Genomic DNA, 18,985 nt, shown 5'->3' with positions numbered 1-18,985 from the left:
ACTATTAGGTTTCAAACAGTAAAGATGCCCTAATGCTACCATTGATCCTGTTCCCTATTCAACCTCGTATAAACACAAAAAAGAATCAGACATTACCACTATTCAAAACCAGTTACAATTCTCTCTTTCATTTTCTGTAATACTTCACTGCTCAATACTTTTTGACCAGCAGGAAGTTTTAATATGGCAGCGGCACCTTTACTAAGGTATATTTCTTGATCATTATTTTGATTTACTACCAATATTCCTTGCCCTTCAAATTCGAAATAACTAATATCTTTTGTTTCATTTGTATTATTCTTTATTGCTGTATATAATCCATATAAATCTTTACTTCTATTTTCTCCGCCCGTTCGAATCGGTTCAGTATCATTCGCAACAATTAGTCCTTCTGGCTGCTCACCCTTCATAATAAACCACAGCTTTTCATTTGTTGGTAATAGTAAATGCTTAAATTCAGAGCTATTTAAAATTTGCTGTGCTGGAATTGTTGCATAGATTGGTAACGAAAATGGAGATGTTGTTATTTTTTCAAAGCTTAAATTTTCAGAAGAACTTCCCTTACTATATTGATAATCTTTTAATGCGATCGATTGTACTGATTCACTTTTATTTTTTGATGCATAACTAATTTTACTAGCAAAAATAATAACGGCCATTAAGCACATGCACGGTATCACAAGCTTAAGTAGTTTTCCCATTTATGAACCTCCGCTTTTAATATTATTAGTTTGCATGGATATTATAAACAGTTTCACTCCACCAAAAATTACTATTGTTATGGAACGTACTGAAATTATGATTATAATGATCACCATACCAAGGGTCCATGTATGTTATATAATCTGTTCCATTTGTCCCTTTATAAAACCCATCAAGTACTAAAAAGTGTCCGATGTTAGCGCCATTTTGCCACATAATGAGTGCAATCATCGGCTGATTACTATTAATTTGACTTTTGAACCAATCATACGATTTTGCTCCAGAACTTATAGCTGAGCTAACCCCATATCCGGATAATCCATATTGTATTTCACGTGAAGTTGCAGGATTATTATATGATCCACCCTTAACATACCTAACGTACTGATCTTGTGAAGGAGTTTTTCCAAAATAATTTAAAACTGAAACCGAAGTGCCTGCCCAACACCAATTTGACCTTTCTTGTAATATGTTAGGTACAGATAATTTACGATCTATTGATGTATTTGGAGGATTTCCATTAATATACGCTGACGTTACATATACTTTTTTTCCATCTTTAAAATAATAAAACCAACGATTATCTAAATTTCCTGTCCAGTAATCTTTAACCGCTTCACCATACTCCCATCCTTTAAAAGATACTGTTGTATTTCCGGGAATCACATCTACAATATTTGCATTCAAACTTTTTGCCTCTCTAACATTTACATTCAATGGAGCTGTTGTTCCTGAAAATTCAACTTCTTCTGCTATTATTTTCTGAACACCAATAAAACTAAATGTGAAGAACAATAAAAACATACAAACAATAAAATGCTTTCTTTCCTTCATTTCTCCACCCCTTCATCAGTACTAAAAAACATCAACAATTCATCCTTATTAATTGTTCAAGCTTAATATTACATACTAACGAAAAATGACTTCTCATAAATTGAAACTTTAATCAGTAGTGGTTTTATTCATCCCCCACTGATTATTAGTTGAACCAATCGGGCTGCCCGGCAAATAGCGGGATAAATTCCAATACAAAAAAGGAACCTATAAATTTTTATAGGCTCCTTTTTATTCCGTCGTTATTACTCAGCTAATTCTTTCGTAGCCTTCATTACATCAACGAAGAATCCCCAGTTATTCACTACAGAAGAGATACTGATATGTTCATCTGGAGTGTGGACGTTAAAAATGTCTGGTCCGAATGAAATTGCATCTAATTCAGGCATTTTTTGAACGAATGCGCTACACTCAATCCCCGCATGTACAGCGAAGATTTCAATTTCTTTATTGTATTTTTCTTGATGTACTTTTTCAAATAAATTACGAATTTGTGAGTTTGGATTGTATGGCCATTCTGGATACTCTGACTCTATTTCAAATGTAGCACCAACTAATTCAGCAATATATTTTATTTCTTCTGCAACATGTTGTTTTAAACTACTTACAGAACTTCGCACTTCGTTACGTAATTTAATTTCATCTCGCAATGTTTCAATAACACCTAAATTCGTTGAGCTTTCTACAAGACCTTTAATATCCATGCTCATGCTTTGAATGCCATTTGGAATTAAGAATAATGATGAAATAAGCTGCTTTTGTGTCTCTTTAGCAAATACTTTTTCAACTGTTTCATCCAATTTTGTCAGTGTAACATGAACATCTGGATCAACAGCACGCATTTCTTCTTGTAATACACGTGTCCATGATTCTAATTTTTCTTCTACTTTTCCTACATCTTCTGTACGAATTAAAATTGTAGCTACACTTTCACGCGGAATTGCATTCGTTTTTAAACCGCCGTGAACTTCACTTATGTTAAACTCCATATGTGCTGATAAATCACGTAATACTCGTCCTAATACTTTGTTCGCATTACCGCGTTGTTTATCAATTTCCATACCAGAATGTCCGCCTTTTAGACCACCAACATATAGACGGTATGCATCCATATCCGCTGGTGTTTCATCCCAAATTACGGGAATTGTTTCAACAGCTTTCGCACCACCTGCACTACTTACAAGTAATTTATGATCTTCTTCAGAATCAATATTTATAAATATCTTTCCTTCAAAATGATTTGGATCAATAGCAAAAGCCCCGCCCATTGTCGTTTCTTCTTCAGTAGTGATAACGACTTCAAGTGCTGGATGCGGAATTTCTTTCGAATCTAATAAAGCTAATGCATACGCAACTGCAATACCATTATCAGCACCTAAAGTTGTTTGATTTGCATATAACATGTCCCCAATGATTCGTAATTCAATTGGATCTTTTTCAAAATCATGTACTGTTGCTTGATTTTTTTCGCAAACCATATCCATATGACCTTGGATAATAATAGCTGGTACATTTTCATAACCAGCTGTTGCTTCTTTTTTAATAATGACATTTAATGCTTCATCTTGAATGACTTCTAAGTTACGCTCTTTTGCAAAGCCCACTAAATAATCACTAATTTCCTTTTCATTACCTGATCCTCTAGGAATCTTTGAAATTTCTGCAAAATGATAAAATACAGGGTGCTTTGTTAATTGTTCTAAAGTAGAATACATTTTTCAAGCTCCTCTCCAAATGACAAAATGATATGTAAGTCTTATATCATTATACCATGATTCATTATTTTACCTTTCTTTTTACTTTTATTGTTCATTTTATTTACAACACCCTTACACCATTGTAAGGGTGTTGTAATCTATATCGACTTTTCTTATTAAATAATAGTCCTATAATTTTTAAAGAAATACTTTGAAGGAGATAAAGAAATGAAAAAATTCCCAGTAATTATTACACTATGTTTATTACTTTCTAGTTTTACTATTAGCTGTGAGAGAGCGTTACTAAATAGAATTGGTAAAGATGTATATTACATGCAGATAAAAGACGAAGAAACTATCGAAAATGTAGATGATAGAAACTTACGAAACTATACGCTGCCCGCATATGATGAAGATGGTGTCAAAAAAAACAAATTACATTTAGAAGTACAAAAAAAGAAAACGACCATAAATTAAATGAAAACGCGTTTTTACGCCATTATGTAGATCAAGATGATAATAGCAAAAATGAAATATTATCAATTGAAGTAAAGTCCTATGAAGAGATTCAGAAAGCAGATTTACCTGAAAAATTAAAAGATAAGTTTACTATTAAATGAAAAAACAAAAGAAAATGCTCTATGCATTTTCTTTTGTTCTTTTCACCTGTATATATTTTGAACTACTATTATTCATCAATTTCTCTAACCGATTTATATTCTCCGTTAATGCACCTTTCACAAGAGAGAAATCTGTATTGGATTCTTCTTTTTTTTCTTTAAAAAACGAAGACTTTTGCACATTGACTTCAGCCATCTCTTCTCCCCCTTTTCAAAAAGATACAACCTTTTATTTATATTATATAGCAAATGTAGAAAGAGTGTACACTTATGATTTTCTTTTTAATTCTTCTTCTAATTCTTCTACTTGCTGCAACGTATCCCCTTTTATTAAAGAGAAATCTGTTGTATCTTCGTTACCTTCTTTAAAAAAATCATTGTCATAATCTTTTACCACTACAATCACCTCTACATGCTAGTGTAGGAATGATTGTCCAATTTTATTCAACTTTGTCGGATTTTGTTTTTAATTTATGTATAGAAGAAAAGGACAGAAAAAGATTCTGTCCTTATTTACTAAAATAACTATGATGTATTGTTAAATTATATACATTTTCAAAATCCCGATCTTGCAGGTTATTTTTCTTTCCATCAATAACAATGAAAACGTCACTTACTATTTTTGCTGGTATAATCCCGACATTTTCTACTTGCACCGCTTTCTGCTCATTCAATTGCTCGATATGTTCTAACGGAACGATAATACTAAATTGCGAGCGAATACCACGAAAGTTTGTATTTAACTCTTTCGCGGCTTCAAAAACAACAATTTTCGCGCCAATCTTTTCCCCATATGAATCTAAAAATGCATTTAAGCTCTTTGTATATTCCTCTTCCGTATGCCATTCCATCGTACCGAATACTGCTGGATTAACATTTTGAATAATTGTCGTGTATATTTCTCCTCTCGCTTTAGATGCAATTAATGATCGTTTTATTGATTGAACTGTCTTGCCAATATCGCTAAATTTCGCACCCCATATTTCAGAAATATTAGGTGTTAAAATGAACGCAATATCAACAAAAATAGTCATTGCAGTAAACATTAAAAGATTTTTCCAGAGGGTTAAATCAATTCCTTTTATCATGAAATACACGGTGACAGATATGATAAACAAACCATACCAAGTCTTTCTAATACGTTGCTTTTTCTCCTCGTACAACTCCTCATTTTTCCAATAAAAGAAAACAAGGACTACAAAGACAATCGCTAAAACAAATAAGCCAATTCGAATGTTAGAGATCATTAATCACATCACCCTCCATTCAAAAACTACTCACGATATCATTACATGCGCAAGCTGCTCTCTTTATGACAAAAGACGTGGACAAGCTTCTAAAATTAGCTACATCGCATATATATTAGAAAGTACCACGTCTTTTATCCTGTTATTTGTGGGCAGTAAGATCCCCACTGATTAAAATTTCACTTTACCATGAGTCTATATTGTATATGTAGACAAGCATTCATTTCAAATTTTCGTATTAAAAAGAAATATGTTTCGGAATTTCCCCTTCAGGTACTTCTCCATCCATACTTAAATAATAATGACGAATCGGACGTAAGTTTTCGTCTAATTCATAAACAAGCGGAATGCTAGTGGGAATATTTAATGAAACTACACCATCACTTGAAAGGTTGTCTAAATATTTTACTAGCGAGCGAATTGTGTTACCGTGTGATGAAATAATTACTTTGTTACCACTTTTTAATGTCGGCGCAATTTCTGAATGCCAATAAGCAAGTACTCTCTTCTCCGTATCCTCTAAACATTCAGTTAATGGAAATTCACCTTTTTTGAGTGTTTTATATCTTGGATCGATCGCTTCATATCGAGGATCGTCTTCAGTAAGAGCCGGTGGTCTTACATCAACACTTCTTCTCCAAATATGAACTTGCTCCTCACCATATTTTTGTGCAGTTTCATCTTTATTCAGCCCTTGCAATGCACCATAATGTCTTTCATTTAGCTTCCAAGATTTATGTATTGGAACCCAAGTAAGATCCATCTCATGAAGTACAATCCATAACGTCCGAATTGCGCGTTTTAATACTGATGTATAAGCCACATCAAAAGTATATCCGTTTTTCTTTAATATTGCTCCTGCTTCTCTCGCTTCACTTAATCCATTCTCTGATAGATCAACATCTGTCCATCCAGTAAAGCGATTTTCAAGATTCCATAAGCTTTGTCCGTGACGAATAAGTACAAGTTTTATCATTATAATTCCCCTTTCGGAAATGTGAATTTTATTGTTCCATTGCGTACACGTATAAAGTATCTAGTAATGTATCTTTTTATCCATTCACTCTATGACCAAATCATAGTTGCCAAATGTATGGATAAAATTTGTTCTTTTTCAAACGATAAAAACAGAAGTTTTTTCCTTATTTTTGATCGACTGGTATTTCACGTTTCGATATCCAAGCATCAAAACCTGATCGGCTATTTGCCATTTCATTCATAACTTGGTGCCAATTGTCCTCACATGATTCACCAAATTTTGAAAAAATAGCACCCATTTGTTGTCTTTGTACATCACTCAGTTTTTTCTCTAAATCTGTACCTTTTTCTGTTAAAGACAACTGTTTCACACGTCGATCATGCATAGCTTCACTACTCTCAATTAAGCCCTTTTCCACAAGTTGACGTAGCGGTCCGTGGAGCGCTTGTTTACTTATTTCTAATAGTGATAATAACTCATTTACACTTATCCCTGGAAAACGTGCGATAAAAAATAAAATTCGATGATGTACTCGTTGAATGCCATATTCTTTTATAATTTCATCTGGCTTTTCAGTAAATGTTTTATATGCAAAATAAAATAATGCTAATGCCTCATTCATCTGTTCTTCTTTATGTTGTGTCATCTACTTTCCCCCTGTATGTAAATTATACCACAATCTAGTAATGAATATTTTAATCAACGCATTAGAACTTGTTCAGTCTATTGAAACATTCATTGCATAATTAGGAGATGATTCATTTGAAAAAACAATATACTGTAAGTACATATTTATTGGATAGACTACACGAATTAGGAATTGAACATATATTTGGGGTTCCTGGTGATTATAATCTTGCCTTTTTAGATGATGTGGTAGCACATAAAAATTTAAAGTGGATTGGCAATTGTAATGAATTAAATGCTGCATATGCAGCAGATGGGTACGCTCGCATAAAAGGAATCGCTGCTCTTATTACTACTTTCGGTGTCGGAGAATTAAGCGCCATTAACGGTATTGCTGGCTCATATGCAGAAAACGTGCCAGTTATAAAAATCACGGGTACGCCACCAACAAAAGTAATGGAAAATGGAGCAATCGTCCATCATACGTTAGGCGATGGAAAGTTCGATCACTTTTCCAATATGTATCGAGAAATCACTGTGGCACAAACAAATGTAACACCTGAGCATGCAGCTGAGGAAATTGACCGTGTATTACGTGCATGTTGGAATGAAAAACGCCCTGTTCATATTAATTTGCCAATTGATGTGTATAATAAACCAATTAATAAACCGACAGAACCTATTATAAATAAACCTATTTTAAGTAATAAAAAAGCATTAAATAAAATGCTTCTACATGCCATTTCAAAAATAAATAGTGCCAAAAAACCTGTTATTTTAGCTGATTTTGAAGTAGATCGATTTCACGCTAAAGAAAATTTACATCAATTCGTAGAAAAAACTGGGTTTCCCATCGCGACGTTAAGTATGGGAAAAGGAATATTCCCAGAAAAACAGCCTCAATTTATAGGGATTTATACTGGTGATGTAAGTTCTCCGTACTTGCGAAAAAGAATTGATGAATCTGATTGTATTATTAGTATTGGTGTGAAGTTAACTGATACTATTACAGGCGGCTTCACACAAGGTTTTACAAAAGAACAAGTTATAGAAATCCATCCCTACACTGTGAAAATTATAGATAAAAAATACGGTCCAGTTGTAATGCAGGATGTTTTACAACATTTAAGTGATTCAATTGAGCATCGTAATAAAGATACCCTTGACGTTAAGCCATTTATTTTAGAATCCTCACCTTTTACTGAAGAGTTCATTCCAAAAGCACAAATGGTCACACAAAAACGTTTTTGGCAGCAAATGTACCATTTCTTACAAGAAAACGACGTCTTAATTGTAGAGCAAGGAACACCTTTCTTTGGTAGTGCTGCTATCCCTCTACCTAATAACACTGCATATGTAGGACAACCGTTATGGGGATCTATCGGATATACACTGCCCGCTCTACTTGGTACACAGCTCGCCAATTTATCACGGCGCAACATTTTAATTATTGGTGATGGTTCTTTCCAAGTAACTGTCCAAGAGTTATCAACTATATTACGTCAAAATTTAAAACCAATTATATTTTTAATCAATAACAACGGATACACTGTTGAACGTGCCATTCACGGCCAAAACCAACCTTATAATGATATACAAATGTGGGATTACAATAAACTATCAATGGTATTTGGGGCAGAAGAAAAAAGTCTAACATTTAAAGTAGAAAATGAATCAGAATTAGCAGAAGTCTTAACAAATATAACTTTTAATAAGAATCAACTTATCTTTATTGAAGTTATAATGAGCCAAAGCGATCAACCTGAATTGTTAGCTAAACTCGGGAAAAGATTTGGTCAGCAAAATTCTTAATATAAAAGCATAACCTAATTATACAATTGGTAGTGTAAAACTTGTTTTGAGAATAGTTTCGACACTCAAAATACATAAGGAAAAGGATGGAAAGCACCATCCTTTTCTATTTTAAGAGCGTTCTTCGACTAACGCCCCGTGCGACAAGCAAAAATTCTTAATCCATCTTTAACTTTATAGCTTTTGTCGCAATAAATGTTTTAATATGCTTATCTAATATCCTTGTTCCACCAAAATCATCCTCATAAAAACCTGTTATAGCAAAACCAGCTTCAATTTGGCCTTGGATTTGGTCTTCTAAAGTATGCGCATATTCTATTGTTTGATTTGAATCGATGTAATCTTGAACTTCATCCTCTGGTAAATAATCCAATGTTGATGAAGGAATTGAATGTTTAACATCAAGAATACCTTTTTGCTCTTGGTTATCATCAAAAATCCATAGTAACGGATTTGTAAATCCAGCAATAAGAATACCTTTATTCTTTAAAACCCTAGAAACTTCATTCCATACAAGATGAACATCTTTTACAAACAAATAAGCTACGCTTTTTCTTTTTTATTCAGCAAGAGTTAACTGCCAAGATACACCATACTTATCATTTAACCAGCCAAACTTTTTACTAAACGGATAAGAACCTAAAGGCATAAGAATTGCTCCATCCTGCGCTAATTTATGAAAGACCGTTTCAATTTCTTCTTCTGTCTCACAAGTTACATAAAGAGACATAGCTGGAGTGAATGTGAAATTATGATTTACATAACTATCAATACACATAAACTCTTGGCCATTTAGCGTAAAAGTTGCATGAATTACAGTTCCCTCTTTACCAGGTCCATTTTCATCGTAGCGAGAAATACTTACAATTTCTGATTGATCAAATAGCGACGTATAAAAATTCATCGCTTCCTCAGCTTTGCCCTCAAACATTAAAAACGTAGTAATTTTTTGATTTGTGTTACTCATATGGAGACAGCCCCTTGTTATATATTTATGTAAAACATAAGCCGGCCAAAAACCGAACGTATATTCCTATAAGTGTATTGTCTATAAAAACGATGAGTTTGTCAATTATCTACTTTCTTATTTCTTCTTAAATAATGCTGTCCAAAGAAATGATTCTCCAAACATTTCATTCGGTTGTTTTATTTGTTTCATCCTTCTAATCTCAATTACCTCAAATTCTTTAAATATCTCTCTTAACTTTTCTTCCGAGTATGCAAGACCACCTTGTAGACTCCATTCTCTATATACGTCCCAATCTGTTATTTCTGATCCATTTCGCTCATCTAAATCGCCTGCCGCAAAACATGTTAATCCGAAATAACCACCCGATTTTAATAAGTTTTTAATTAAATCCACATAATTTATTCTTCTATGCGGTGGAATGTGATGCAAACAGCCCGAATCATATACAAAATCAAATTCGTTTTGAACCTCTAAATTAAAAATTGAATCACAAATAAAATGAATTTCTACCCCTTTTGCCAATGCCCTCTCTTTTGCCCAGTTAATGCCTTCTACAGATAAATCCACTGCTGTTACATCAAATCCTTGAGTCGCTAAATAAATGGCATTTCTACCTGGACCACATCCAAGTTCTAATACCTTCCCTTTTAAAACCCTCTCTTTTTGTATATACGAAACTAGATTCTCATCTGGAACATTTTCAAAAAACGGAACATCCTTTTCTCTATTCTCATAAAACTCATTCCAAAAGGGTTCAGCAGGTCTTAATAATGAATCAAGCATTTTTAAAATGTCTTCTTGTGTGTGTAACATTTCAGTTTTCATTAATACCCCTCCATATTTTAATAGTCAGAAAATTATTATATATCTTTTTGAACTTTCAAACAAAGAAAAAACTCCTACATTCAATAGGAGTTTTTTCCTTTAAAATCCAAGTACATCTTGCCATTTTAGCAATTTCTCTTCCCGTACTTTCAAATAATCATGTTCATATTTCCCCATCCGTATTTCACTAACAATTTCTCAGTCTGCCAAAAAAAGAACTCTTTCTGTTTTCGCTGCTACCTTTACAACAGGAGTCACTTAAGAAGAATACTTTGCTGAAAAATAAAGCCGATTTCGTTAAGGTATATTTTTGCTAACGCCTCTTCTTTCATACAATCATACTTTTCTAATAAAATAACGTTTTTGTTCACTTTTTTGATACATTTACGAAACATTCATGTGTTATCTTCATTAAGTTCTTTTCTTTTTATAATGTCGTGTGAGATATACCAACAGAGGAAGCCCTAGATCCCCTAATCCTAGGGCTTTTTTATAAGAATTTTATACATTTTATTATTTCCACTAACTCTTTAAATTGTATATACATAATATAAAATTCTCATGTTGTTATATTTTTTGATGGCCTCTTATCTTTCCTTAAAAGGCCCTTTTTTCAAATAACGCTTTTGTTTAATTTATATTTAAAAAGTTCCTTTTCATAAAGAGTTTCCTTATATGCTATACTCATTTTTAAATAATTGTATAAGGAATGTTAAAAATGGATGATAGATCGTCAAGACAATGGAAATTGCGACAAAAGTTAAGAGCATTGAAAACAAAAAACAGAAATGATACAAACCCTTTGTTTAATGAATGCCTTGAATCCCTAGGAAACGAAACTGTCATTTTCCCCCAAGAAAAAAGCCAGCAGATTGCTACTATTTTAATGAATTCATTTCCTATAACTGGCTCGGGAAGAATAGATTGGGAACAGATAGATAATCAATTCATAGCTTCGAACAAAGAACAACTAATTTCCCTTATTAGAGCAAACCAACTAGATTTTAACGAACAGATTTTTATAATATGGGATAACTATGAAATCCCTGTAGTAAGTACAAATCTTGATAAAGTATTCCAATCACTAGTTGACGTTGATGCAGTCAGTTTTTATTACTGGCTATTAGACAAAGAATATAGATTCGTAATTGAAATAAATGATGAAGAATTGATTAGGGTTGGGTTTCGCTAATACTCTAAGCATATTTCCTCATTCTACTGATCTGCAAAATTTAAATTGTATTATTTATCAAAGACTTAAAATATACAAATGTCACGTAAAACGATTGGTGTTAATCATGTTTATGTTTATAATTACGTTGATTTGGATAACTTGCATTTATAAAATGTAAATATTTTATAAATGCAAGTTAAACAAACATTGTTATATCAAGGTTTGTTTGACCTAACATGTTATATTCTTGATATTAAGACGGTTTTTATGAGCATTTCGTATAAGTGTGATTTAACTGATTAAGACTATTTTTAAAAACGACATATCAGCGATAATTTATGTCTATTCTGTATAAGTGTTAGCAAGATCGTTTGCAAACTTGTTAGCACTTTTTTAAAACTTAAACCAGAGGAGATTCATACAATTTAGTAACAATGTAAAATTGAATTTATCAAGGATAAACCATTTAACAAATAGTTTGCAGCACTGAATGATTTACAAAAGAATACCCATCGATACACTACGAATAAAAATAATTAGCTAATCGAGGGAATATAATTATTTTTATTTAATTCGCACTTGTACTTCTTGTTCTTGTATTACTTGAATGATTAACTCCAATACAATATTTTGTATTAACTGATGCTCATTATCATGAAGTGTACTTTGTTCTGATATGTATTCAATACATTGATATATATACCCTTCTACCAATAAGCTCCCTTTTTCAACTGTAAGTGTATTTTGCCCATTCTTTTTTACCTTTGGTATTAAAAATTCGGTTTTTGTCAAAATAATCTCCTGTTCAACCTCTTTTATTCCTATGACTTTTTCTTTAAATACAACCTTTTCTCGTAAACTAATTTCACCTTTATATCTTCCTATTTCTACTGGTAGTTTCGCTGTAATAAAATTATTTACGTCTTCCCCATTTTCACTCTCTAATATTATACTGTGAATAGGAATCCATGAAGATGCCTCTACCTTATTCTCTTCTTTATTTCCTTTATTTTTTGGGTTATATAATTCAAAATGAATTCTCTTCTCATGAAGATTTAAAGAAACTAATTTACAATAACTATCCGAATGATATTGTTGCACTGTAGTTAATAACTTACAATCTAATTCACGCCCTTCTACACCTTTTTCATTCCTAAATACAAATGCTTCTTGATTTTTAACATTTATTTTTGGAAATATTTTAAAACTAGTTACTTCTGAAAAAATAGAAAATGGAGTTTTGACCACCAGTGAGCGTATTAAAGGCCCTATTTGTGATCCAGACGCTTTACCTTCTTTCTCTAATTTTGATGCTACATCTTCTCCCTTTAATTCAGGTGGTACTTCTTCTTTTTCCCCTCTGTTTTCGTGTGAATTATCTTGTATATTCATTTTATACTTGTAAATTTCATCCCATATTCCCTTACCAATCCATGGATTTTTCATCACCATCCCCCCGTCTGATGAAATTCAAAAAATTTGTTTTTTGTATGTGACCATTTCATCATTATATATGTTGTATACAAATAAAAAAGAAATTGTCTTTTTAACAAAGACAATTTCTTTTTATTTTTATGGTGCTACTTGTACTTGTTGTACTTGTAAAACTTTTAAAGTAAGATCTAGTACAATTTTTTCACGAAGCGTATCAAATGGTTCGTTTAGGTCTGTAGGACAAGGTGAAAAGTCTAATTCAAAAAATTGAGCGCTTACTAATTCACAATATGGTTGTTCGTTATAAAAAACTGCATTTTCAAAGAAATATTTGTCTAGACGTGGTAAATCACCGTTTTTAGGATTTATAAAATGAGAAGTAGTGTCCGAAGAAGAAGCTACTAAAGCTAATGATAGAAAATCACCTTCTGTCAGATCTGCAAAACCAGAAAATGGAACATTTGCAATACGATCATATAGAACTCCATTACACTCGTCATTTGCATATTCAATATTTTTACGAATATAGCCTTGTACAAATAATTTTGCTCTTGTAACTCGTCGGTAAGGTGTACCTGGTACTGGTACGAATGCTACAGGCACTAACTTACATTGTGTTAAAAATACGTTTTTTAAGATGCGTTTAATTTCGACTGCTGGAGGATCTAATGAAATATCGGACTCTACAACAATTTGAAGCGTTCTTTCAGCTAATACAACTGGAATCTTTACAATGGGTGCTCCTGGAGTAAGAATTGGTGTTGCAGTCTCATCACTTAATGGTGTTTGGGTTTGTCCTTCTACCTGACATGGTACATTAATTGGACATTGTTCGCTCATGTTTCATGCTCCTCTTTTTATAAGATTTTAGAGTTTATGAAATTTTCAAACTCATAATACTTGTATATGTCTTTCTTCTATTAATGTTTGGGTTCTATAGTAGCCTTTTTAATCATTATCGTTAAGTTAGTATAATCTAATCATTTTTATTGAAAATTCAGAAAAATAACATTTTTATGGAGATACAAAATCTGTTTTCAACGTATCTCGCAGATTCGGTAAAATTAAGCAGTCTTTATTAAATGAGTTATCTTGAATTAAATTTTGGATATCACGATATGAATATGGTTACCAAATGAAGATTTTTATTTTTTATCAAGCTATATATTCGTAAAAAATCGCTTTACATATACTGAAGTTTTATTTATTGTTACATAAAATCTTTTACCTATCCAATTTTGATATATATTCAAGACAATATACTCCCAAATAAGAAATTATTTTAAATTAGAATGTTTTCTTTGATAAGTGTGTTTTAATCAATATTATAATCAATAGTTCCATCCACTCTCCCTTGAAAATTAGCATAGTTTGTATGAATTCTATATCTAATAGAAAGCACTCTATCATATAAAAATATAATAATAGGTTAATGAACAAGCAGTTTTTTTACTAAAACATAGAATAATATGAACCCTAATTGAAGGGAGGTATAAAAGAATGTCCTGGAATAATAATTGCTGGAGTTCTAAGAAAAATCATTGTTGTGATGATTGGTGGAAATCTAAAGATAAGCATCATTGTGATGACGATTGGTGGAAATCTAAAGATAAGCACAGTTGCGATGACGATTGGAAGTTTAAGCGAAATAAGTGTCGTTGTAAATGTTTCTTTATTTGTTGTCATTGTAAAAAGAAACAGTGTTAAGTTTTTCAGTGCCAGCTTAAAGGCAAAGAACATGCCTTTGGGATTGATAAATACTAGATTATAGTATACAAAAAGCTGACTAATTATTATAGTCAGCTTTTTAATTACTTTACTACATACACATAGGCTTCACTTGTCGTAATATAGTATGTTTTTCCTTCGCTATTGTGTACTTTAGTTAACATTTACTTTCGCATCGATTGTGAAACCTAATCCTGTATCTACAGATCCAGCAACATCTTTATTCTGCCAAGATGGAGCATCATAAAATCGTAAATTATTAACTTTAGAAACAACACGCTTACCTATAATTGATGAATTCACAGTGCTTTTCTTACTAAACTTTACATAAGATGGATCGTTCTTAACCCATTGTTCACCACCAAGATTTAACCAACCATCCTTTTCAGCGCATACAACATAAGATTCCGGTTTATTTAGCTGACGAATCTTAGAATAGCTTGTACCAGGTCCTTTACGTAAATTCACATTGTAACCTTCAATAAAAGCAATTCCATTTGTTACAGCTGTTGGGACTTCTGCTGGTTTAGATGGTTTGTCAGGCACAGAGACCTCAACACTAGAACTATTGTATGCTCGTTTTACATCTGCTCTAAATTGCACTTCTGAAATTCCCATCGTTTGACCAGGGGACAATTGATTTATGAGTTCTTCCATATCTAACTGAGTATATAATGTTCCTTTCTTCACCGTCCCATTTCGAAAATACCCTGGATTATCATTCTTATGATAGATTCGAGAATTTAATTTCAAACGTGAGATATAGTAAGCTTCCTTTTCGTGAATCTTCTGTAAATCATGTAAGTCGAAATAGCCCAAATCTCTTATACACAAGTCTTTTGGTTACATGGCTTGTAGGCTTGTTGAACTAAAAGTTTTATCATTTTCTCTTCCTTCTCCTACATAAACTTAGAGGAACTTTCCGCTCAATAGATCATACTCCAATTGAATTTTAACTCCTGCCGTATGGCTACTTCCACCGGAACCTTGATAATGTGAAGAAAACTTATCTGGAAGCTGAAATGTTGTGGAATCTAGAATCCGAATGTGCTTAAAAGTCGTGGTATATTGATGAATTATTTTTTGTGTTGAATAAATCTTTTGAGTTAGAAGGTTAGATAAAACTTGTTCAAGAAACTGTACTGCGGAAGCATTGAATCGTTGGTTAAGCCCTTCAGGGCTGATAAGAACACCTCTAGATACTTCGAGACAGCTACATAATTGTGTGAGTGATGTACTAGCGACTTGTTGACTAAGCCATACACATAAAGCAACTAACTCCTGTGCTTGATATTTACTCTTTCGCTGAACGAATCCTTTTTCTTTGGCTAGATGTTCTAGAACATGAGGAGACATATGTCGTTGTAATTCTTCAGCAATCAGTTGAAGTTCGTCAAGAATCGAAAGATTCATAAAGAAACGCCATCCTTTCCTATGATTCTACAGAAAGAATAGCGTATTTTTCATTTGAGGGTAATTTATTTTCGTTAGATTAATAACAATTTGGCGAGATTATAACACAATCATCTCTAAATTATAAATCATCACCAATTCAGTTAACTTTTTAATAGTAGGTATCACTGCAATTACTCAATTATTATACAGTAGTTAGTATATAATTTTTAGTCTCAGGTTGAATCATGTATGTAAGATCAAGGATGATTAAAGAAGATTCTTTATTTCAATAATTGAGTAATTGCTGCTTCAAAATCACATTTTCCATATCCTGCATCAATAGCTGCTTTCATTTGATTTTCCATAACTTCACATACACTGGTATCAATGTTATTATCCTCTAATGTTTTCATTATCGTTTGGAGTCCATGCGTATGAACATCCAAGGATGCGACAGTAGCATCTTGGAATTTTCCAGTGTAGTTTTCTAGATTATCAGGCAAGTGGGTAACAAGTTGGTGCCCCACCACTGGAAGTGCTGTCTTAATATGTTTGCAATACTCGGAGACAGGTAAATTGTTTCGTATACAAAGCGCTGAACCTAGTAGGGCAAACCAATAAAAACCGAATTGCAGAGCTGACGTGCTCATCTCAATGATTTCTGCAAAGCGAATGTCTGTCCCCACAAAATGTGGCTGCGAAAGTGCCGCAAGCTGATCTTCAATTTGGTCAAAAGCCTCCTTAGGGCCAGAATATACAAGATATGCCCGAGGTGTACCAATATCGTGAGGGTAACAAATAATCACACTTTCAAGGGCGATAGCGCCTTTGTCTTTAATCATTTGCTCAAAAATTTCGGCTTGAGTTGGGGTTGTTGTAGTAGTATTTACAATGATTTTCCCTTTGATAGCTTTCGATTTGCATTGTTCAATAACCTGCATTGCTATCCTATGATCTGGTAAGTTTAACAGAATGAAATCGCAATTCAGAGCGTCATTCAATGATGATTTGAACGTAGCACCTTCAGCAACAAATGGTTCGGCTGCAACAGGATTTTTATCGACAATAGTAATAATGTGACCTGCTTTCATAAACGCTCGAATCAGTGCGCTTCCCATAACACCACAACCAACTACAGTAATTTTTGACATAAGCGACCTCCAATATGATTTATTTAGTCCACTTGGACTAAATAAATCATATTACTCATATCAAGTTTCGTCAATTTTTTTGAACAATCAAAAAACATCATAGCGTAATATTTGCTAGCACAGCATCTATTCTTGACTCATCTATCTTTTCGTGAAGTGAATAAATAAGAAGCCCATCAATAATGATTAAAACTGCTTCTGCCTTATATACCATGTGGTCATCCTTGCCTCGATAAATCTCTTCCAAAACACGTTTGATGGACTCTCTCCAATCGTTATAAACATTTTTGATTGCAGACCTTATTTCCGTATTGTATTGACCCATAGTGCTTATTTGTGTGAAAGCCCACGATTGTTTTTGATGACTTATCAAAACCATATCTTTGATGAAATGTTTTACTATCGTTTGTGAACTTTCGTTGAGATTGGCGTTATTTTGTTTATACTTTATGTACCAATGCTCAATCTCCGTTTTATATGAAATAGCAAAAAATTCGATATAAGCCAGTAGAAGTTTCTCTTTTGTATTAAAATAATAGTTGATTTTTGAATGAGCGATTTTGGCCTTGGCTGCGATATCTCGCATAGAAACCTTTAGAAGAGGCTTTTCCTCTAAACATTGCTGAAGTGCATGCAGTATTTCATGCCGTACCTGTTCTCTGTCAACAATAAGTGGCATATCCTTCCTTCTCCTTTTCTAATTTAATGTGCCTGATATCTTTTTCCAATCGATACCTCAACACATGAGATTATAGCACATTATTGACCTGTTTGATCTTGAGCATTTTTGCTTTTAGATACCCATCAATCCAAGATTATATAACTTTAATTTCACGTAAGTTTTTTCTTTTTTTAAATATCAGTCCGATTTATTTAAAAATAGGAAAATTCCCATCACCATCCACTTAAGAAATTGATTGTTGTCCAAAACGAAGGAATTGAGCCAAATTCTCATGAATAATTGTAAAAAGTTGAAATTTTCGTTATGGGGATAATTAAAAACCTTAGGTTGATGGGCATGTGGTGCTACCCCGAATTGCCCGCCACATCTGAAAATATTTCCATTTAAGAGAGGAACCTATCATGAAATAAGATGGGTTCTTGTTTTATTATCTAAATTAGAATTATCTTATGGGGTTAATCATGCTAAACATTCAAATCACTTATCCTGAAATAAGTAATTTGAATGTACTCTATTGGCTAAAAGTTTACTTTCATTTTATTGTATTATTACTGGCTAAGTAGTTTAGGCTTTCATGTCCCGTTATTGAGACAAGAAAGTACCTACAAAATTTATGGTAAGGGCTATTTATCAACGATTGTTCATGAGATTTTAGTTTAGACTTTTATGTCTTTCTACACTTAATGTACTGTACAAAGACAAGAAACTCTAAACTGAAATTTTTTAGATTTTATATAATATCCATTTAACCTAATGTTAAACCAAATAAATAAATTCGAAAGAATATAATTTATTTAAAGAAAAATCCCCAAAAATATGAATTTTTAGGGATTAAATGCATTATACGTATAAATGGTTTACCACTTGTTTTATTTTTTTATTGATATTAGTAATTAAACGAATTTCTTCTGCTTTTAGTTCAGTTGATTTCACGTTAGGTGAATACCCTACTTCCACCAACAATTCTATTGCAACCGCATCTTTACAAGCCTGTTTACCGAAGTGTAGGATTACTTTTCTCAATTTATTTGATTTAGTACAATTACTAAAATATCTACCAAAAACATGTATAAATCACTTGTTATTATAAAAGAGTATTTTTTTATAG

Annotated in this window: 17 protein-coding genes and 4 pseudogenes; 4 read left to right on the top strand and 17 right to left on the bottom strand. The window is 32.5% G+C overall.

The features are described from left to right. Window positions 1-98 precede the first annotated feature (98 nt). From ACTFSL_RS19825 to pepD, 3 genes are all read right to left on the bottom strand, one after another. Window positions 99-701, bottom strand: coding sequence for a hypothetical protein (locus ACTFSL_RS19825; protein WP_088339130.1), 603 nt, complete (start codon window positions 699-701; stop codon window positions 99-101). Window positions 702-726: 25 nt separating this feature from the next. Then, window positions 727-1,536, bottom strand: coding sequence for a papain-like cysteine protease family protein (locus ACTFSL_RS19820; RefSeq protein WP_000664546.1), 810 nt, complete (start codon window positions 1,534-1,536; stop codon window positions 727-729). A 245-nt stretch (window positions 1,537-1,781) separates the two neighbouring features. Beyond that, a complete protein-coding gene (gene pepD / locus ACTFSL_RS19815; RefSeq protein ID WP_135277610.1) occupies window positions 1,782-3,251 on the bottom strand; it encodes a beta-Ala-His dipeptidase in 1,470 nt (489 codons plus the stop codon). 210 nt (window positions 3,252-3,461) lie between these two features. Here pepD and ACTFSL_RS19810 point away from each other — a divergent pair. Then, window positions 3,462-3,853, top strand: a pseudogene (locus tag ACTFSL_RS19810) (YxeA family protein). Between the two features lie 19 nt (window positions 3,854-3,872). On the opposite strand, the gene spoIISB reads toward ACTFSL_RS19810, so the two are convergent. From spoIISB to ACTFSL_RS19785, 5 genes are all read right to left on the bottom strand, one after another. After that, complete coding sequence (spoIISB, locus tag ACTFSL_RS19805; protein ID WP_000852629.1) at window positions 3,873-4,049, bottom strand: stage II sporulation protein SB; 177 nt, start codon at window positions 4,047-4,049, stop codon at window positions 3,873-3,875. 72 nt (window positions 4,050-4,121) lie between these two features. Further along, complete coding sequence (locus tag ACTFSL_RS19800) at window positions 4,122-4,250, bottom strand: hypothetical protein (RefSeq protein ID WP_000237819.1); 129 nt, start codon at window positions 4,248-4,250, stop codon at window positions 4,122-4,124. A 112-nt stretch (window positions 4,251-4,362) separates the two neighbouring features. After that, the gene (locus tag ACTFSL_RS19795) at window positions 4,363-5,100 is read right to left on the bottom strand and encodes a type II toxin-antitoxin system SpoIISA family toxin (RefSeq protein ID WP_135277614.1); all 738 of its coding nucleotides are present in this window, start codon (window positions 5,098-5,100) and stop codon (window positions 4,363-4,365) included. A gap of 238 nt (window positions 5,101-5,338) precedes the next feature. Next, entirely contained in the window at window positions 5,339-6,076 is a 738-nt protein-coding gene (gene gpmA, locus ACTFSL_RS19790) for a 2,3-diphosphoglycerate-dependent phosphoglycerate mutase (RefSeq protein ID WP_088339127.1), read from the bottom strand. Window positions 6,077-6,242: 166 nt separating this feature from the next. Further along, on the bottom strand, window positions 6,243-6,725 hold the full coding sequence (locus ACTFSL_RS19785) for a MarR family winged helix-turn-helix transcriptional regulator (RefSeq protein ID WP_135277616.1): 483 nt from the start codon (window positions 6,723-6,725) through the stop codon (window positions 6,243-6,245). A 107-nt stretch (window positions 6,726-6,832) separates the two neighbouring features. Here ACTFSL_RS19785 and ACTFSL_RS19780 point away from each other — a divergent pair, with 107 nt between their 5' ends. Next, window positions 6,833-8,518 (top strand): alpha-keto acid decarboxylase family protein, encoded by a 1,686-nt coding sequence (locus ACTFSL_RS19780; RefSeq protein ID WP_135277618.1) that lies wholly within the window; start codon window positions 6,833-6,835, stop codon window positions 8,516-8,518. A 157-nt stretch (window positions 8,519-8,675) separates the two neighbouring features. Here the strand turns inward: ACTFSL_RS19780 and ACTFSL_RS19775 are convergent. The 4 genes and pseudogenes from ACTFSL_RS19775 to ACTFSL_RS19760 all read right to left on the bottom strand — a co-directional run. Further along, window positions 8,676-9,065 (bottom strand): annotated as a pseudogene (locus tag ACTFSL_RS19775) (SAM-dependent methyltransferase); the annotation flags it as partial. A 12-nt stretch (window positions 9,066-9,077) separates the two neighbouring features. Further along, entirely contained in the window at window positions 9,078-9,485 is a 408-nt protein-coding gene (locus ACTFSL_RS19770; RefSeq protein WP_000072495.1) for a VOC family protein, read from the bottom strand. Between the two features lie 117 nt (window positions 9,486-9,602). After that, a complete protein-coding gene (locus ACTFSL_RS19765) occupies window positions 9,603-10,313 on the bottom strand; it encodes a class I SAM-dependent methyltransferase (protein WP_135277620.1) in 711 nt (236 codons plus the stop codon). Between the two features lie 99 nt (window positions 10,314-10,412). Further along, window positions 10,413-10,571, bottom strand: a pseudogene (locus ACTFSL_RS19760) (ABC transporter ATP-binding protein); the annotation flags it as partial. 460 nt (window positions 10,572-11,031) lie between these two features. On the opposite strand from ACTFSL_RS19760, the gene ACTFSL_RS19755 reads away from it, so the two are divergent. After that, the gene (locus ACTFSL_RS19755) at window positions 11,032-11,505 is read left to right on the top strand and encodes a CDI toxin immunity protein (RefSeq protein ID WP_135277622.1); all 474 of its coding nucleotides are present in this window, start codon (window positions 11,032-11,034) and stop codon (window positions 11,503-11,505) included. Window positions 11,506-12,051: 546 nt separating this feature from the next. Here ACTFSL_RS19755 and ACTFSL_RS19750 read toward each other — a convergent pair. After that, window positions 12,052-12,933, bottom strand: coding sequence for a BC_2427 family protein (locus ACTFSL_RS19750; RefSeq protein ID WP_088338929.1), 882 nt, complete (start codon window positions 12,931-12,933; stop codon window positions 12,052-12,054). 126 nt (window positions 12,934-13,059) lie between these two features. Further along, window positions 13,060-13,761 carry a CsxC family protein gene (locus ACTFSL_RS19745; RefSeq protein WP_135277624.1) on the bottom strand — a complete coding sequence of 234 codons (702 nt, stop codon included), beginning with the start codon at window positions 13,759-13,761 and terminating at the stop codon, window positions 13,060-13,062. A 640-nt stretch (window positions 13,762-14,401) separates the two neighbouring features. Between ACTFSL_RS19745 and ACTFSL_RS19740 the strand changes: the two genes are divergently transcribed. After that, window positions 14,402-14,692, top strand: a complete 291-nt coding sequence (locus tag ACTFSL_RS19740; protein WP_205664826.1) for a hypothetical protein — start codon at window positions 14,402-14,404, stop codon at window positions 14,690-14,692. 40 nt (window positions 14,693-14,732) lie between these two features. Here the strand turns inward: ACTFSL_RS19740 and ACTFSL_RS19735 are convergent. From ACTFSL_RS19735 to ACTFSL_RS19725, 3 genes and pseudogenes are all read right to left on the bottom strand, one after another. Then, window positions 14,733-16,062: pseudogene (locus ACTFSL_RS19735) on the bottom strand (IS4 family transposase). 263 nt (window positions 16,063-16,325) lie between these two features. Next, window positions 16,326-17,195, bottom strand: coding sequence for an NAD(P)-binding domain-containing protein (locus ACTFSL_RS19730; RefSeq protein WP_072192703.1), 870 nt, complete (start codon window positions 17,193-17,195; stop codon window positions 16,326-16,328). A gap of 97 nt (window positions 17,196-17,292) precedes the next feature. Beyond that, window positions 17,293-17,874 carry a TetR/AcrR family transcriptional regulator gene (locus tag ACTFSL_RS19725; protein ID WP_135277628.1) on the bottom strand — a complete coding sequence of 194 codons (582 nt, stop codon included), beginning with the start codon at window positions 17,872-17,874 and terminating at the stop codon, window positions 17,293-17,295. Window positions 17,875-18,985 lie beyond the last annotated feature (1,111 nt).

Origin of the sequence: Bacillus cereus group sp. MYBK108-1 (assembly GCF_051917185.1) — a bacterium.
GTDB classification, from domain to species: domain Bacteria; phylum Bacillota; class Bacilli; order Bacillales; family Bacillaceae_G; genus Bacillus_A; species Bacillus_A cereus.
This window is presented reverse-complemented; position numbering and strand designations above follow the sequence as displayed.

Bases quoted from the DNA above. Each gene is read 5' to 3' on its own strand.
- ACTFSL_RS19825 (WP_088339130.1), bottom strand. From the start codon at position 701: ATGGGAAAACTACTTAAGCTTGTGATACCGTGCATGTGCTTAATGGCC.
- ACTFSL_RS19820 (WP_000664546.1), bottom strand. From the start codon at position 1,536: ATGAAGGAAAGAAAGCATTTTATTGTTTGTATGTTTTTATTGTTCTTC.
- pepD (WP_135277610.1), bottom strand. From the start codon at position 3,251: ATGTATTCTACTTTAGAACAATTAACAAAGCACCCTGTATTTTATCAT.
- spoIISB (WP_000852629.1), bottom strand. From the start codon at position 4,049: ATGGCTGAAGTCAATGTGCAAAAGTCTTCGTTTTTTAAAGAAAAAAAA.
- ACTFSL_RS19795 (WP_135277614.1), bottom strand. From the start codon at position 5,100: ATGATCTCTAACATTCGAATTGGCTTATTTGTTTTAGCGATTGTCTTT.
- gpmA (WP_088339127.1), bottom strand. From the start codon at position 6,076: ATGATAAAACTTGTACTTATTCGTCACGGACAAAGCTTATGGAATCTT.
- ACTFSL_RS19785 (WP_135277616.1), bottom strand. From the start codon at position 6,725: ATGACACAACATAAAGAAGAACAGATGAATGAGGCATTAGCATTATTT.
- ACTFSL_RS19780 (WP_135277618.1), top strand. From the start codon at position 6,833: ATGATTCATTTGAAAAAACAATATACTGTAAGTACATATTTATTGGAT.
- ACTFSL_RS19770 (WP_000072495.1), bottom strand. From the start codon at position 9,485: ATGAGTAACACAAATCAAAAAATTACTACGTTTTTAATGTTTGAGGGC.
- ACTFSL_RS19765 (WP_135277620.1), bottom strand. From the start codon at position 10,313: ATGAAAACTGAAATGTTACACACACAAGAAGACATTTTAAAAATGCTT.
- ACTFSL_RS19755 (WP_135277622.1), top strand. From the start codon at position 11,032: ATGGATGATAGATCGTCAAGACAATGGAAATTGCGACAAAAGTTAAGA.
- ACTFSL_RS19750 (WP_088338929.1), bottom strand. From the start codon at position 12,933: ATGAAAAATCCATGGATTGGTAAGGGAATATGGGATGAAATTTACAAG.
- ACTFSL_RS19745 (WP_135277624.1), bottom strand. From the start codon at position 13,761: ATGAGCGAACAATGTCCAATTAATGTACCATGTCAGGTAGAAGGACAA.
- ACTFSL_RS19730 (WP_072192703.1), bottom strand. From the start codon at position 17,195: ATGTCAAAAATTACTGTAGTTGGTTGTGGTGTTATGGGAAGCGCACTG.
- ACTFSL_RS19725 (WP_135277628.1), bottom strand. From the start codon at position 17,874: ATGCCACTTATTGTTGACAGAGAACAGGTACGGCATGAAATACTGCAT.